We start from the raw sequence: 14,984 nt of genomic DNA on the forward strand, positions 1-14,984 counted from the left end.
ATGGTTTAATTATATCTTGGGATAAGGTAGGCGCGGTTGGAAAACCGCACCTACCGGACCTGGGACAACATTGTTTTCCTTCAAAGGCGGTTTCCAGCCCATAACGCGCCGCGGCAGATAACCCTCTGAAAACTCGGATTCTCAAGCACTGCCATATCGTGTCCAAGGGCGAAGTAGCACACTCTGCCTTCGCCATACGTATGGTGAAACGCCATGACATGCGTCTCATCTTTCGTCTCGTCATAGGCGTGCATGAGATGGTGTGAGGCATCGGGATTGTGCTTTAGATAATAGAGTTCATCCGTTACCTCAAAATCGGTTAATCCCTCGGTAATTGGATGTGCAGCGTCGCTTACATTGACGGTGAAATCCATATATGGACTGTGCCCGTCAAAAAATCCGTTGAGCATACCGTGGTAGCCTTCAGCCTCCCTGAACGAAGCGGCTGCGGTGTGGAGTCCAAAAAATCCGCCTCCCCTTTGGATATAGGTGAGTAGACCGGTTTCTTGTGCCTCCGTGAGTTCCCCGACATCGGTGTAGAAGAGCACGGTATCGTATGTGTCAAGTCCATTCGCAAGTTGGTTGTAGTCTTGCGAGAACTCGGCTTCAATATTAGCAGTATCGTTGAGCATCGTTGTCAAGAACTGTCCGTTCCCGGCGTGATCGTGGTAAATCCCTTCCGTCCCGACAAATATAAGCAGTTTAAGAGTCTCCATCTTACCTCCGTTAATTATTCGGCAACACGAGAACTTTGACAGATCCGTGTTCATCACGTCCAGCAGCGACTGCGAAGGCTTGTGCAACGTCGTCTAAGTCGAACCGATGCGTAATCAGTGGATTCGGGTCGAGTTTGCCGGCAGCGAGTAAGTCGATGGCGATTTGGAACTCCGTTTTCCCACCGCGTCTGCCGTAGCAGAACGACCAGATGACTGTGAGTTCTCGACTCCGTGCGAACCGTTCCGAAAAGGAGAGCGGGGTCCGATGCCCACCTACCATACAGATACGTCCGCGTTTCGCGGCGATCTCTGTTGCTTGTTCCAGCGTATTCGCGCTCCCACCAACCGCCTCAAAAACGACATCCGCCCCTCTGCCATCGCTCCACTCCATAACAGCCTCGACAGCGTCCGTTTTATCTACATTGATAGGCACGGCACCGACCGCCTCGTGTGCGATCTGTATGGGACCGTCTGGTTTGCCGAGCATAGCGATAGAGGTCGCGCCCGCGCTATCGGCTACCTGGGCGATCGTCAACCCAACGGGACCACTTCCGATAATAGCGACGCAGTCTCCGGGGGATACCATCGCTCTGTTGACGGCATGGACGGCGACTGCGTAAACCTCTGCCAAGGCGCCACCTTCTGCAGAAACACTCTCCGGCAATGTGTACACGTTTGGCGTGCGGGCAACCGTGAACTCCGCAAAGCCGCCGCCCGCGTGCCGCAGGTTGCCACAGATATTGTAGTAGCCATTAAAGCATTCGGGACAGTTGTTACACGGCGTGATCGGTTCAACGGCTACGCGCGTGCCTTTCTCATGCCCTGTAACGCCTTTGCCTATGTCGATAACTTCTCCCGTCAATTCATGTCCACCAATACGTGGCGATAGAGGTTTCTCGGGTTGATGATGGTAGCCGTGCAGATCACTTCCACAGATCCCTGCGGCTTCCACTTGGACCAGCACTTGTCCCTCTTCGGGTGTTGGATCAGGGACGGTTTCGACCCTTATGTCTTTTCCACCGTAAAATTGTGCGGCTTTCACAATATTCTCCTCAAATGCTAAGAGTGTGTTTGAAATATAGCATAGGATCGAAATTGTGTCAATACGCGTTTGGGCAGGAGTGGGTCTAAAATCTTTGACAAAACCCCGATTTTAGATTATACTTATATGTAATGCAGACCTCGGATCAAAATTCTAAAACCCGTTCTTCAGGCATTCTACGGAAAAGGAGGGACACCGATGCAAAATTACCCGAATCAACCCAAAATCCCCTACGCGCCGACTGAAACGGAACTTTACCCAGAAACGGACGGAAAACCTATGGCAGTCAGTGATATGCACAGACGCATCCTCACTCGCATCATACAAACACTTGAGAATCATTTTTCACAACGTCCGGAAGTCTATGTTTCTGGCGATATACTCATGTATTACGTGGAGGGGCAACCACAGAAGGTCGTCACACCCGATGCTCTTATTACTTTCGGAATGGGTCAGAAACCTCGGCTGACGTATAAGGTCTGGGAGGAAGGCAAGGTGCCTGATTTTGTGATGGAGATGAGCAGCAAAACCACCTATCGAAACGACTTAGGCGAGAAGATGGAGCTCTATGCTTCATTGGGAATCCAGGACTATGTCTTGTATGATGCAGAGGGGCTGTATTTGCCTACATCGCTGATGGGGTTTACATTGGTGGATGGCAGGTATGTGGCAATTTCACCAAATGCGGATGGGGGTATCTATTCAGAGGCATTAGGCTTAGAGTTTCGGTTGCGTGATATGGAGTGTGGGATTTACGATCCGGTTTCGGAGGTATGGCTGCAAACACCTGCAGAAGCGGCTGAGGCACGCGCTGAAAGTGCCGAAACACGCGCTGAAAACGCTGAATCCGAAGCTGCAAAACTCCGAGAACAACTCGCTCGTTTGCAAGCACGTTCCCGATAACGTGAAAGAAGATGGACAGTCCACCAGTTTTTTCGCCCTGACAAAAACCCTTGCACAGAAGACCCGAAAAGGGTATAATGCCTATGAACTTTCAAACACGTTGTAACCGTTATCTACAGAAGATACGCCGCACACAAGAGAGCGCAGCAGCAACTCCAGAACTTTCGCTATTTCCACATCTGCAAGCCTTCCTTGAGGAACTCTCCGTTGAGCATTTTCGTAGAAACACGATACGGTTCGTCCAAGAGCCGAGGCGATTAGATCAGATCGGTAGACCGGATTTCGTTGCGATGAATGGGCTCCTGCCGCTCGGTTATATTGAGGCGGAGGCGTATGGCAGAGATCTGAGAGGATAAATACAATACCCTTTCAGAGAACGATATCCAATCCACTGAGTGGTATGAACTACAACCGACTTCACCGTATTATCTTTTTGCGCCGCAAGTAACAGACTATGGCACTGAATATGACACAGGCTGGCAAATTACTGACACCTTTCAAACCAAATCAATTGGAATTGTAACAGCACGAGATAAATTGACTATTCATCGGACAGTTGAAGAGGTCCACGAAACAGTAACCAATTTTGCTTCACTTTCTGTGGACGAAGCGCGGGAACGGTAAGGGTTACCAAAGGATACTCGAGATTGGCAAGTTCATCATCCGTATTTCTCGTTCACACCTGTATCAAGGGCCCGATTGGCATGGCAGGATCGCAAGCAAACGCCGCTACTTCTATGGGTTAAAAGCGCATCTGATGGTCACCGAGACCGGTAAAATCGTTGAAGCGTTTTTCACCCCAGGACGCTGTTCGGATGTGCTTGGCTTACGGTGTTATGCCTTTGATTTACCCCAAGGGTCTGTTGTATACGCAGATAAAGCGTATTGTAACTATGGTATTGAAGATGCCTTAGCGGCCTCCGGGATTTCGCTGAAACCCATACGTAAGAAAAACGCTAAACGTCAGTATCCGCCTCATGAAGTTTATCTCCAACACTTCCACAGAAAGCGCGTGGAGGTGACCAACAGTCTCGTTGAGCAACTTTTACCGAAGTCGATCCATGCGGTGACAGCAACCCGTTTTGAGTTGAAAGTCTTTCTGTTTATCATCGCTACAAGCATTAGACAACTCTTTGGAGAACAATAGCAACTTGGGTTATCATAGGCTACAAGCATTATCGCTCTTGCACTTGTGTCAACTGTTTTATAATTTGGGCTTTGAGGTTTTCATCCTTTGCTTTCTCTGCCAAATCCAATGCGCTTTGAAAATCTGTTTTCGCTTCGTTGGTGCGCCCCAAAGTGTTTTTGGCAATACCTCGATTGTGGTAGGCATTGGCATAATCAGGGTTTAAGTGGATAGCCGTGTCATAATCGGGGATGGCTTCGTTATGGTGTCCCAGCAGGAATTTTGCGAGTCCCCGGTTGTTATAGGCTGCTGCAATATTTGGATCAAGGTGGATAGCCGTGTCGAAATCAGAAATGGCTTCAAATAATTTTCTTAATCTTCCTTTCATAGTACCTCGATTGCTGTAAGCTCCTGCATTGTTCGGATCAAGGCGGATAGCCGTGTCACAGTCGGAGATACCTTCAAAATGTTGTCCCATCTGGCTCTTTAGACCCCTCGGTTACTGTAGGCTTCCGCGGAATCTGGATTTAGGCGGATCGCTGTATCAAAATCAGAGAGAGCTTCCGAATGTTGCCGTATTTCCGCTTTCACAATACCTCGGCGGTTATAGGGTTCTGAAAAATCTGGGTTTAGGCGGATCGCCTCATTATACTCCGAGATAGCGGATTGATAATCTTTTTGATTGTAGAATGTGTTTCCTCTATTAAGGCAATCTTGGGCAGATAGAGTTGAGTCTTCAGTATTTTCATTGAGGGGTTCCTCCCATAGGATTGGACTTCGACCCTGGATCCGGATAACTGGGCTGAAATTCCAGCACCTCTGAATCAAAAGTAGGAGGTATCTTATTCTGGGAGTGTTGCTGCTTCTTGGGTGTATTCCTCGCTCTTTCTACTTCTTTTATTCCAATTAGACCATAGTACTCGCGTCAGTGGGATGCCGAAAACTCCGGCTATCAGTATATAGAGTAAATTAGAATGCAATTTTGTCCTTTCATCAAGTCTTGCGAGCTGTGTGTTAAGTTCTTGGACGTTTTTGTTTAGCTCCTTCAGATTTACGCTTAGCTCCTTCATATCTTTACTCAAGTCTTTCACATTTCTGTTGAGTTCCCCTACATCTATTTTCTCGGTAACTGTTATAACTCCTGAGTCTGATGGCGCAGGTTGACCTGATGCGATAAAGACAACAGAAAGGAGAAAGAAAATCCCTAATATCCCACACAGCGTGTTCCGCCCATTTCGCATTGTAATTCTCCTATACTTTTATACCATGAAAGCAGCATGCATACTTGCATTAACATTTTAAACTATTTTAGCAGATTATTCAAGAATTTTCAAAAAATGAGATTACGAAAACGACTACAATTTTCCCTTGACTTCTAAAGGCGAAAGGCTTAAAATCAAGAAGACATAATACGAATAAGGAGATGGAAATGCGAACAATTAAATTAGGTTTGATTGGGGCAGGCGGTATCTCAGGAGCGCACTGCAGCACACTTGCTGAGATTGAAGGTGCTGAGATCATCGCTGCTGCCGACCTCGTCCCTGCAAACCTGGAGCGTGCGACAGAACAGTGGGGTATCAAGCGCACGTTCACCGATTACAATGAAATGCTTAAAATGGACGAGATCGAGGCGGTGTATGTCTGCACGCCGACAGGTGTGCATGCGGCACCGACTGTCGCCGCGCTGAACGCTGGCAAACACGTTTTTTGCGAGAAGCCGATGGAAGCGACGTTGGACGCTGCTGCGTCAATGTGGCGTGCTGCAAAAGAAAACGATAAAATCCTCATGGTCGGTTTGAAACTCCGATATTCACCAGAGGTCATTAAAGCGAAAGAGATTGTTGACGCTGGGACCCTTGGCGATATTTACTATGTTGAAACGGTTGCAGATAGACGGCGCGGGAATCCGGGTGGCAGTTTTATCCGCAAGGCGACAGCGGGTTTAGGGGCATCTGCGGACATCGGTGTCTACGCCTTGGATACCGCTCTCTATTTGATGGGACATCCGACACCTGTCGCAGTTTCTGGTATCACCTCTAACTACCTGAGCCACCACAACACGTGGAATCCTGCCCTGAAAGAGACCGAAGTTGAAGATTTCGGTGTCGGTTGGGTGGTTTTCGAGAACGGTGCGCGTATGGTTTTCAAAACGTGCTGGTGCATGAACATGGATTCGCTGGGTGGGACGATTTTCCTTGGCAAAAAAGCGGGACTGCGTCTCGGTATCGGTGAAGTTCGCGGACCGGAGGAGGGTGTGCGCGTCTATGGCGACAAAGACGGTGAGATTTTTGACCAAGAATTCACGGAGTTTGAATCGGTGAGCGTATTCCATGAGGAAGACACGGCATTCATCGATGCTGTTCGTGAAGGGAAACCGTCACCGATCGATCCTTACGGCGTGATGCTCACGAACGTTATTATCCAAGGGGTTATCGACTCTTCAAATGCGGGTGGACGTGAAGTCGCAGTCACGGTGCCGACTTTGTAATATTGTAAGGCGAGGTCTCTATACCTCGCCCTTCGTTTCTGGTGTTTATTTTACTATCTTTTTTCACCCTTGTAGACTCTATACAATATGTACAGAACGCTGCTGGATTTACAAAACTGGTGTTCAACCGAGATCCACGCTTCGGCGCGGAGCATTGTGAGTTTGTCCCTTTCACTGTAACACGCGTTCTCATAGAAAGTGCAGAGGCGTTTCAGGATGAAGGTTGTTGAAATTACGGGTAAAATTCATCGGATGTGTATAATACAAACACAAAGAGGTTTTTTAGGAGCTGAAGATGGCATCTATTAAAATCGCGGGGAGGAAATTCAAATTGGCATCCCGAATGGCACGGTTATACGCGCTTTTTATAGATATTGCGATCTTAGGTGCCGGGCAATCCGTTTTGGGACTTCTTTTATCGGTTGCAATGATCCTGTTTCTTGGAGATAGCTTCTTCGGAGATAGCCCCTTCAATATATTCGGGAAAGTGATGTCTGGTATTGTTGGACTCAGCGTTCTTGCTTCTTTGTTCAGTGCTGCCTTGTGGATATTCGGTCTGTTTTTTATCGACGGCTTCAGAAAAGGTCAAGGTATAGGGAAAAAGTTGTTGTCGCTACAAGTGCTGCGTTTGAAGGATGGCAAACCGTGTACTTTCAAAGATGCTTTCGTTCGCCGATGCGCAGGTATCTTTCAACCCCTTGATTTACTCTGGTTCCTCGGGCAAAAACAGCAACGACTCGGGGATAAGTTTGCAGAGACAGTTGTTGTGCAATATGAGCCGGAATTGGCACAGACCGAGGTTGAAACTGAAGACCCAGATCGGGTTTTAGAGCGTGTTATCGTTGCGATGAAAAACCGGCTTTCAGAGGCACAGGAGAAGGTTGCCGCCTCTATCGGTGTTGAAAAACAGTTTCAGGATGCTTATGAAAACGCTGTTTCCCAAGCGGAGCGGTGGCAAGAACGCGCGATTATCTCTCTTGAAGCCGGACGTGAAGATCTGGCGCGTGAAGACCTGGAAAAACGAAACGAATATCGACGGTTAGCAGATCAATATAAAAACCAGTTGGAAGATCAGAAACAGATGGTCGGGAATCTCAACGATCTCCTTGAACATCTGCAGCAGAAGACGATGGAGGCAGAAGGGAAAAAAGCCGTTGTCATCGCACAACATAGAAACATCGATGCTGAAGCGCATCTGCGCGAGATGCTAAAAGAGATACAGGACAGCAAAGCATTCGACGCGCTTGCGAAAACGGAACAGGATGCGACCGAGGCGGCCACTTTGGCGAAAGTAGCAGCTGAGGTGGATGTCGCATATCAGGATGCGAAGTTAGCGCGTGAATTTTCGAGTTACGCTGAAGAGGCATCGCTTGATAAAGACCTCGCTGAATTAAAGGCGAAATTACAGTAGATATCTAACGCAACTGACCGAACCGTAAGGTAAGTTTAAAAAATGGATACACACAGCTCCCCAAACATTGTCTTTATCATGGCAGACGATATGGGATATGGTGATGTCGGCTGCTATAATCCCGATTCAAAGATTCCGACCCCGAATATGGATAAACTCGCGCAGGAGGGAATCCGCTTCACCGATGCACACTCCCCTTCTGCAGTCTGTACGCCGACACGATACGGGGTCTTAACCGGACGATACTGCTGGCGAAGTCGTCTCAAACACGGTGTGCTCTACGGGTACGAACCTCCGCTTATCGAACCCGAACGTCTAACGGTCCCTGGATTGCTGAAAGATGCGGGTTACAATACTGCCTGCGTCGGTAAATGGCATCTGGGTCTCGAATTTTCGACCGTTCCGGGATACGATTTCGATTTCCATGCGCCGCTCCCGTGGCAGAACGCAGAACGCGAATTGGAAGAACATATCGACTTCACGGCACCGCTCACCGGGGGTCCAATAGATATCGGCTTTGACTATTTCTATGGAAACGCCGGTTGTCCGACGTGCCAACCGCCTTACGGCTTCATTGAAAACGATACGTTTGTCGAGATTCCGAGCGTCTATCATGACGTGCCAGAGTTTACGAGTCGCCGTGGGATGATGGTCCCCGGATGGGAGCACAAAGATGCCGATCCGATTATTGCACAGAAGGCGGTTGAATATATTGAGGGACACGCCGATGCGGATGCTCCCTTTTTTCTCTATCTAACGCCTTCCGCACCGCATGAACCTTGTACAGAGGCAGTCGTCCCAGATTTCGCACGTGGCAAAAGCAGCGCGGGTCCCCGGGGGGATATGGTGTGGCTTGTCGATTGGATGATCGGTGAGGTGATGGATGCGTTGGCGCGGACTGGCAAAACCGATGAGACGCTTATCTTCGTTACGAGCGATAATGGGGCATTGCCGGGTGATCGAATTCCAGGGGACAACAGCCCGATGCCGTATCACCTCTACGATCATAAGTCATGCGGCGATTGGCGCGGCTATAAGGCACATATCTGGGAGGGTGGACATCGTGAACCTCTGATTGCCCGCTGGCCCGGGGTTATTGCACCCAATACGCAAACCGACGCGTTAACCTGTCTCATCGACCTGATGGCGACGTGTGCGGCTATCGTTGGAACAGAAGTCCCCGAAGATGCGGGACAGGACAGTTGTAATATTTTGCCTGCCCTGTTAGGTGAAGAGATAGAGAGTCCCTTGCGAGAGGCTATCGTTCATCACTCCAGCACGGGTGTTTTTTCTATCCGTCACGGCGAGTGGAAGTTGATATTGGGGACACAGGGGTCAGGTGGATGGCCTCCACCACGGGATGGGGGTCCGAAATCGGATGTGCCAGGGCAACTGTATCAGATTTATGAGGATCCAGCTGAAACAAACAATCTGTGGGACGAACACCCAGAGATTGTGGAACGCCTGACGGGATTGTTGGAGAGATTTAAACATGAGGGACACAGCCAGATGTGAAGGTTACAAACTGTTACGAATTGTGTAAGGAGTTATGGCTATGGACACAACGACGACACTTGATTCGCTTTTCCGATTATCGGGTCCGTCTCAGGCAGACCTCGACTCTTTTCATAACGATGGCTACATCGTGTATCCAGACGTATTCACAGACGACGGTAGAGAAGGGTTGATTGAAGAAATCACGCAGCGCTTTGAACCGGCGCGCCAGTTCATTGAGGCGTTGCATAACGGTGAGGAACAAGCACGCTCCTATTTTACTCGTCCATGGAACGATCGCGGTGAATACAGCGACCGACTCATTGACGATCCCTTCATTACGACACTGATACGCGCAACTATCGGGGACGCATACCACTTCTGCCACTCTGCCCTCAATATCGCTCCCCGCGGGATCGGTCCACTTGGATACCATCAGGACCATCACCATTGGAAACATGAGAACCCCGTTAACCTCGCCGAGCGTGATAACTACTATATACAGATTTTGTACTATCCGAACGGCTTCACACGCGGGGATCGGAACCTTAAAGTTATACCGGGGAGCCATAAGGTCGCACCGACGAAAGCGGCGACACCTGAACGGATGCTCACAGGCGATTTCGACGGAGAAGTTGGACGCAAACTACAAGAGAAACGGCTTGAATTGCCTCCGGGAAGTATGGTCTACATTAACGCTCGCATCTTCCACGCGGTGGAGGCGAAACCCGTGGATTCCGCGCAGCTTTATCGTATCTTCGCTATTGACATCTTCAAGGAAGCGGGACCGCCGCACCGTTACACGCAGGAGATTCCTGAGGAATGGATGGCGAGTGCGACACCGTTCCGTCAGAAGCTATTTACTCGTGAGGCGTATACAGAAGGGTGTTGGCGTTAGGAGTCACGAGTAGAATCGTTGCCAAAATTTTTAATGATTCGCAAGGCGTTAAATGAGACGATTGGTTTGCTAACATTCTTCTCTCATATCCGCTTGCGTGTTTTTGCTGGGGTATTTCTGCGTATTGTTGCAAGCTGCCGTCTTCATCTATTTTTCATAACTGTAGTCCGTAAGGAAAAGGTAACTTAGAAATAAATGAGCACATCAGATCGCCCGAACATTCTTTGGATCTCTATAGAAGATACGACCCCACGCTTTGGTTGTTACGGGGATACGGTCGCGAGGACCCCGAATATCGACCGACTTGCTGCTGGTGGCTGTCGGTTTCCGAACGCGTTTTCGACTGCCGGTGTCTGCGCACCGAGTCGCTCTGCTATTATAACCGGCATGTACCAAACTTCAATTGGGACGCATCACATGCGGACAGCGCATACGAACCAAAACACGCCCGACATGCCGACCCCATACTCTGCAGTGCCACCCCCCTATGTGAAAACCTTCACTGAATACCTCAGAGGAGCAGGCTATTACTGCACCAACAACAGTAAAACAGACTATCAGTTCACCCCTCCTATCACAGCGTGGGATGACAATAGCAATCAAGGGCACTGGCGAAATCGTGAGGAAGGGCAACCCTTCTTTTCCGTTTTCAATCCGACTGTTACGCACGAGAGCGGTATGTGGGAACGGGAGGATCGCCCGTTGATCACAACGACAAATCCAGATGACGTGCAGTTACCCCCGTATCTGCCGGATACACCGAAAGCACGGCAGGCGTTGGCGCGTCAATACGACAATCTCTTCACCGCGGATGCCCGTGTCGGTGAGTTGCTCGATCAGTTGGAAGAAGATGGACTTGCGGAGAATACGATTGTCTTTCTCTGGAGTGATCACGGCGAGGGACTGCCTCGCGGCAAACGGTGGCCCTACGATGCCGGTATCCGTATCCCGTTGATTGTGCGCGGACACGATTCGCTGACTGCTGATAGTGTTAGTGAGCAACTCGTGAGTTTGATTGATCTCGGTCCAACGGTGCTCTCACTTTGTGGGGTGCAAGCACCGGAACATTTACAGGGTCAACCCTTCCTCGGACCGGAGAAGATGGAACGCGAGTATATTTTCGCGACCCGCGATCGCTACGACGAGTCTTACGATATGATCCGCGCTGTGCGGGATAAAAAGTATAAATACATCAGAAACTATTATCCTGAAAAACCGTATCTGCTCTGGATTCCGTATCGCAATCGGCACCCGATCATGCAGGAGATGTGGCGGTTATACGCCGCAGGTGAGTTGGAAGGCGATCAGGCGGTTATGTTCCGTTATCCGCGTCCTACTGAAGAACTCTACGATGTTGAAAACGACAGGTATGAACTCAACAATTTGGCGGGTGATACTGGGCATCACGACGTTCTGGAAAGGATGCGTGGCGCGCTGACGCAGTGGCAATCCGAATTCGGGGATATGGGGGATATATCCGAGGAGCAGATGGTTGCGAAGTGGTATCCTGATGGCACACAACCCCAAACGGCGGCTCCGATTTTTATTCCGATTAATGCCGAACACCCGGGTATGGAGGTGGCACATGAGGCTGGCGAGTGGGCAGCACCTCTCGTTCTGCAACTTCACTGCTCAACGCAAGGGGCATCAATTGCTTATACAACCGAGCAGGGAGATGACGCACGCTGGAAACTGTATACTCAACCCTTGCAGCTATCAAAAGGCGAAACCACCGTGCGTGCAAAAGCGATCCGCATCGGCTATCGTGAAAGTGAAGAGAAAACAATTCATCTTAAGACTATATAAGGAGATTTCGGATAATGGCACAACAGAACAGCCAAGACTATTTCGTTTATGTCGGCACCTATACACAAGGAGATAGCGAAGGGATTTACGTCTACCGCTTAGACGGAGCGACGGGTGCCTTGGAATACAGCAGCAAAATGACAGGCGTTGAGAATCCGTCGTTCTTGGAGATACACCCCAGTGGACAGTATCTCTTTGCTGTCAATGAGGTAAGCGAGTTTGAGGGTGAAGAAGATAGTGGGGCGGTTACGGCGTTTTATATTCATAAAGAGACCGGGGAGATTAGTTACCTCAATCAACGTGCTACCGGCGGGGGTGCCCCATGTCACATGAGTGTGGATGCCACCGGTAAATGCCTACTTGTGGCGAATTACGGCGGTGGCAGTGTTACTGCTTTCCCCGTAGGATCGGACGGCAGGCTCGGTGAAGCCTCTGATTTCGTGCAGCATGAGGGATCCAGCATCAATCCGCAACGGCAGATGGAACCTCATGCCCATGCGATTATGATCGATCCGGGCAATCGGTATGCCTTCTCACCTGATTTGGGACTTGATAAAGTTCTTATCTATCAATTGGACGCAGAAAACGGGACACTCACGCCTAATACGCAACCGTGGGTACGCGTGCAACCGGGGGCAGGACCGCGACATTTCGATTTCCATCCAAACGGACAGTACGCATACGTGATTAACGAGATAGATTCTACTTTCACTGCTTTCCGATATGACGCGAGCGCGGGAACGCTGGCTGAGTTCCAGACAGTCTCAACGCTTCCTGACGATTTCGATGGCACCAGTCATTGCGCCGATGTCCACGTTCATCCTTCTGGGAAATTCTTGTATGGGTCGAACCGGGGACATGATAGCATCGCGATTTGTACGATTGATTCAGAGACGGGGATGCTGAGTCCCATTGGGTATGAGTCAACGCAAGGACAAACACCGCGAAACTTCGGGTTGAATCCGGAAGGGACCTTCCTCTTTGCCGCTAACCAACAGACCGACACGGTTGTTACGTTCGCGATTGACGCTGAAACGGGTGAATTAAATGCGACAGGAGCCGTAGCAGAGGTCCCGACCCCTGTCTGTTTGAAGCTGTTGCCGTGCGCTTAGTTTTTACAAATTTTTAACTATGGGAATCTGGGCACTGCTCCATTACATTCCGCAGTGGTTTTTGGTTAACATCGAGCTGGTCCAGATGCTCAAAGGGTGCTGACTTCACCAGATACCCTCGTGAAACGAAGTGGAACGAGGCCCAGAGTTATAGTAAAACCCGTAATTACCTTTACACTTTTTTGCATCGGCGAGGTTAGGAAACCTCGCCTACCGGGGGCAGAAGTGTAAACTTATTTTCAAAATCTACTATAATAGTTTAAAAAGTGCTATTGCTGTTGCTGTCTGCGTTTCTCTTGGAGTTGATCCCAGGGATAGATGAAACAGCGATCTGCCCAGTCTCGGTAAAGTCCAACAAGCTCATTTAGTTTTTGTGGATGCTGCGTCGCGAGATCGTTGATTTCTGTCCGTTCGGCTTCCACGTCGTAGAGTTCCCAATCGCCGGGGAACTTGCGGACCAGTTTCCATTTATCTTGACGGACCGCACAATTGCCTTCGTGTTCCCAATAAAGCACCTCTTTACCGTTATCCTTCCCATCGAAAATCGGTACTAAACTGGTTCCCTCTAACGGCAAGATCGGTTTCCCGTTGTGTTCCTCAGGATAGGTTGTCCCTGAGACTTCAAGGCATGTCGCCATGATGTCCGGCAATTGTCCGGGTTGATGGCGCAACTCTCCTGCCGATTTTATGGCATCCGGCCAATGTGCAATCAGTGGTGTAGCGATACCGCCTTCATGGACCCAGTGTTTGTATTCTCGGAACGGCGTATTGGAGAGATTTGCCCACGGCACCCCGTAGCTTTGATAGGTGGTTTCGGGACCGGGCATGATGCTCGGATCGTTGCCCCGATAGATGGGTTGCCCGTCGGAGGTTGTCTCAGTACTAATGAGTGAATCGCTGTCGCGTATTGCGGGGGGTCCTCCGAGTTCTTCGGCACAACCGCCGTTATCTGCTAAAAACAGGATGAGCGTGTTGTCAAGTTCACCCGTTTCTTCCAACGTGTTGATAATTCTTCCGATACCCGCATCCATGCGCGTGATTTGCGCTGCGTAAACCTCCATACGGCGTTGATTCCATTCCTTGTATTGCACATCGCTCCAAGGTGGCTGTGAAGGATCGCGCGCCGTGAGTTGCCACGCCTCATCTAAAATCTTCATTTCCCGCATCCGCGAGAGCCTTTCCTCTCGGAGTTCATCCCATCCCGCAGCGAAACGTCCATTGTAGTAGGCGATGTCTTCTTCGTGGGCGTGCAGGGGCCAATGCGGTGCCGTGTAAGCGACGTAGGTGAAAAACGGATTATCGGGGTTCTTTTCGGTGTGATTGCGGATAAAGGTCGTTGCTTCGTCGCTGATAGCATCTGTGAGGAAGTAGCCTTCAGGAAGTTCGTCGTGTTGGATACGTGTGTTATTGCGCGTCAGCGTGTTCGGTTTCCAAAAATTCGCAGCCCCGGTGATAATACCGTAATATTGGTCAAATCCACGCTGACACGGCCAACTATGCTTGGGCCCATCAGCACCGGCATGCCGAGAGATATGCCACTTTCCGCTCATATAAGTGCCGTAACCCTCTGAACGGACGGCATCAGCAATCGTAATACAACGATCATTCAGGTCCCCACGATAGCCTTCCAATCCATCATCGCCCATCATGTGTCCGACCCCAGTTTGGTGGGGGTGTAGCCCAGTAAGCATGGAAGCACGGGATGGACAACAACGGGCGGTGTTGTAAAATTGTGTGAACCTCAGCCCGCCTGTAGCAAGCCGATCCAGATTCGGAGTGTGAACTTCGCCGCCGTAGCAACCTAAGTCAGAAAATCCCATATCATCGTTCAGGATGAGGACGATGTTCGGTTTCCTATTTTCATTCATGGAATGAGTATCCCTTTCGTTCGTGAAATTAGTGTTGTTTTTGGTAATACAGTATGTTACTATTAATAAAAGGAGTGTCACTTGAAAAAATATACTTAACCTGAAAATCACAGAGACTCA

Annotated in this window: 15 protein-coding genes; 9 read left to right on the forward strand and 6 right to left on the reverse strand. The window is 49.6% G+C overall.

Going from position 1 to position 14,984, the window contains the following annotated elements:
• Positions 1–80 precede the first annotated feature (80 nt).
• Positions 81–770, reverse strand: a complete 690-nt coding sequence (locus tag F4X88_19475) for a ThuA domain-containing protein (GenBank protein ID MYA58463.1) — start codon at positions 768–770, stop codon at positions 81–83.
• Entirely contained in the window at positions 727–1,758 is a 1,032-nt protein-coding gene (locus F4X88_19480) for an alcohol dehydrogenase catalytic domain-containing protein (GenBank protein MYA58464.1), read from the reverse strand. The genes F4X88_19475 and F4X88_19480 overlap by 44 nt, the downstream gene beginning before the upstream one ends.
• A 198-nt stretch (positions 1,759–1,956) precedes the next feature.
• Between F4X88_19480 and F4X88_19485 the strand changes: the two genes are divergently transcribed.
• From F4X88_19485 to F4X88_19495, 3 genes are all read left to right on the forward strand, one after another.
• Positions 1,957–2,661 carry a Uma2 family endonuclease gene (locus tag F4X88_19485; protein ID MYA58465.1) on the forward strand — a complete coding sequence of 235 codons (705 nt, stop codon included), beginning with the start codon at positions 1,957–1,959 and terminating at the stop codon, positions 2,659–2,661.
• 83 nt (positions 2,662–2,744) lie between these two features.
• Positions 2,745–3,017, forward strand: a complete 273-nt coding sequence (locus tag F4X88_19490) for a hypothetical protein (GenBank protein MYA58466.1) — start codon at positions 2,745–2,747, stop codon at positions 3,015–3,017.
• 227 nt (positions 3,018–3,244) lie between these two features.
• Positions 3,245–3,808 (forward strand): transposase, encoded by a 564-nt coding sequence (locus F4X88_19495; GenBank protein ID MYA58467.1) that lies wholly within the window; start codon positions 3,245–3,247, stop codon positions 3,806–3,808.
• A 28-nt stretch (positions 3,809–3,836) separates the two neighbouring features.
• Here F4X88_19495 and F4X88_19500 read toward each other — a convergent pair whose 3' ends face one another.
• The 3 genes from F4X88_19500 to F4X88_19510 are packed head-to-tail and all read right to left on the reverse strand — an operon-like array spanning position 3,837 to position 5,028.
• Positions 3,837–4,265, reverse strand: coding sequence for a tetratricopeptide repeat protein (locus F4X88_19500; GenBank protein MYA58468.1), 429 nt, complete (start codon positions 4,263–4,265; stop codon positions 3,837–3,839).
• 8 nt (positions 4,266–4,273) lie between these two features.
• A complete protein-coding gene (locus F4X88_19505) occupies positions 4,274–4,663 on the reverse strand; it encodes a tetratricopeptide repeat protein (protein ID MYA58469.1) in 390 nt (129 codons plus the stop codon).
• Positions 4,630–5,028: a hypothetical protein gene (locus tag F4X88_19510; protein ID MYA58470.1), complete on the reverse strand. Its 399-nt coding sequence runs from the start codon at positions 5,026–5,028 to the stop codon at positions 4,630–4,632. The genes F4X88_19505 and F4X88_19510 overlap by 34 nt, the downstream gene beginning before the upstream one ends.
• A 182-nt stretch (positions 5,029–5,210) precedes the next feature.
• On the opposite strand from F4X88_19510, the gene F4X88_19515 reads away from it, so the two are divergent.
• From F4X88_19515 to F4X88_19540, 6 genes are all read left to right on the forward strand, one after another.
• A complete protein-coding gene (locus F4X88_19515; GenBank protein MYA58471.1) occupies positions 5,211–6,275 on the forward strand; it encodes a Gfo/Idh/MocA family oxidoreductase in 1,065 nt (354 codons plus the stop codon).
• A gap of 295 nt (positions 6,276–6,570) precedes the next feature.
• On the forward strand, positions 6,571–7,686 hold the full coding sequence (locus F4X88_19520; protein MYA58472.1) for a hypothetical protein: 1,116 nt from the start codon (positions 6,571–6,573) through the stop codon (positions 7,684–7,686).
• 42 nt (positions 7,687–7,728) lie between these two features.
• A complete protein-coding gene (locus tag F4X88_19525) occupies positions 7,729–9,201 on the forward strand; it encodes an arylsulfatase (protein MYA58473.1) in 1,473 nt (490 codons plus the stop codon).
• A gap of 34 nt (positions 9,202–9,235) precedes the next feature.
• Entirely contained in the window at positions 9,236–10,078 is an 843-nt protein-coding gene (locus F4X88_19530) for a phytanoyl-CoA dioxygenase family protein (protein ID MYA58474.1), read from the forward strand.
• 195 nt (positions 10,079–10,273) lie between these two features.
• Positions 10,274–11,884, forward strand: coding sequence for a sulfatase-like hydrolase/transferase (locus F4X88_19535; GenBank protein MYA58475.1), 1,611 nt, complete (start codon positions 10,274–10,276; stop codon positions 11,882–11,884).
• 14 nt (positions 11,885–11,898) lie between these two features.
• Positions 11,899–12,996, forward strand: a complete 1,098-nt coding sequence (locus F4X88_19540) for a lactonase family protein (GenBank protein MYA58476.1) — start codon at positions 11,899–11,901, stop codon at positions 12,994–12,996.
• A gap of 269 nt (positions 12,997–13,265) precedes the next feature.
• Here F4X88_19540 and F4X88_19545 read toward each other — a convergent pair whose 3' ends face one another.
• Positions 13,266–14,864 carry an arylsulfatase gene (locus F4X88_19545; GenBank protein MYA58477.1) on the reverse strand — a complete coding sequence of 533 codons (1,599 nt, stop codon included), beginning with the start codon at positions 14,862–14,864 and terminating at the stop codon, positions 13,266–13,268.
• Positions 14,865–14,984: the final 120 nt, after the last annotated feature.

It is taken from the genome of Candidatus Poribacteria bacterium (assembly GCA_009839745.1).
Classification (GTDB): Bacteria; Poribacteria; WGA-4E; order WGA-4E; family WGA-3G; genus WGA-3G.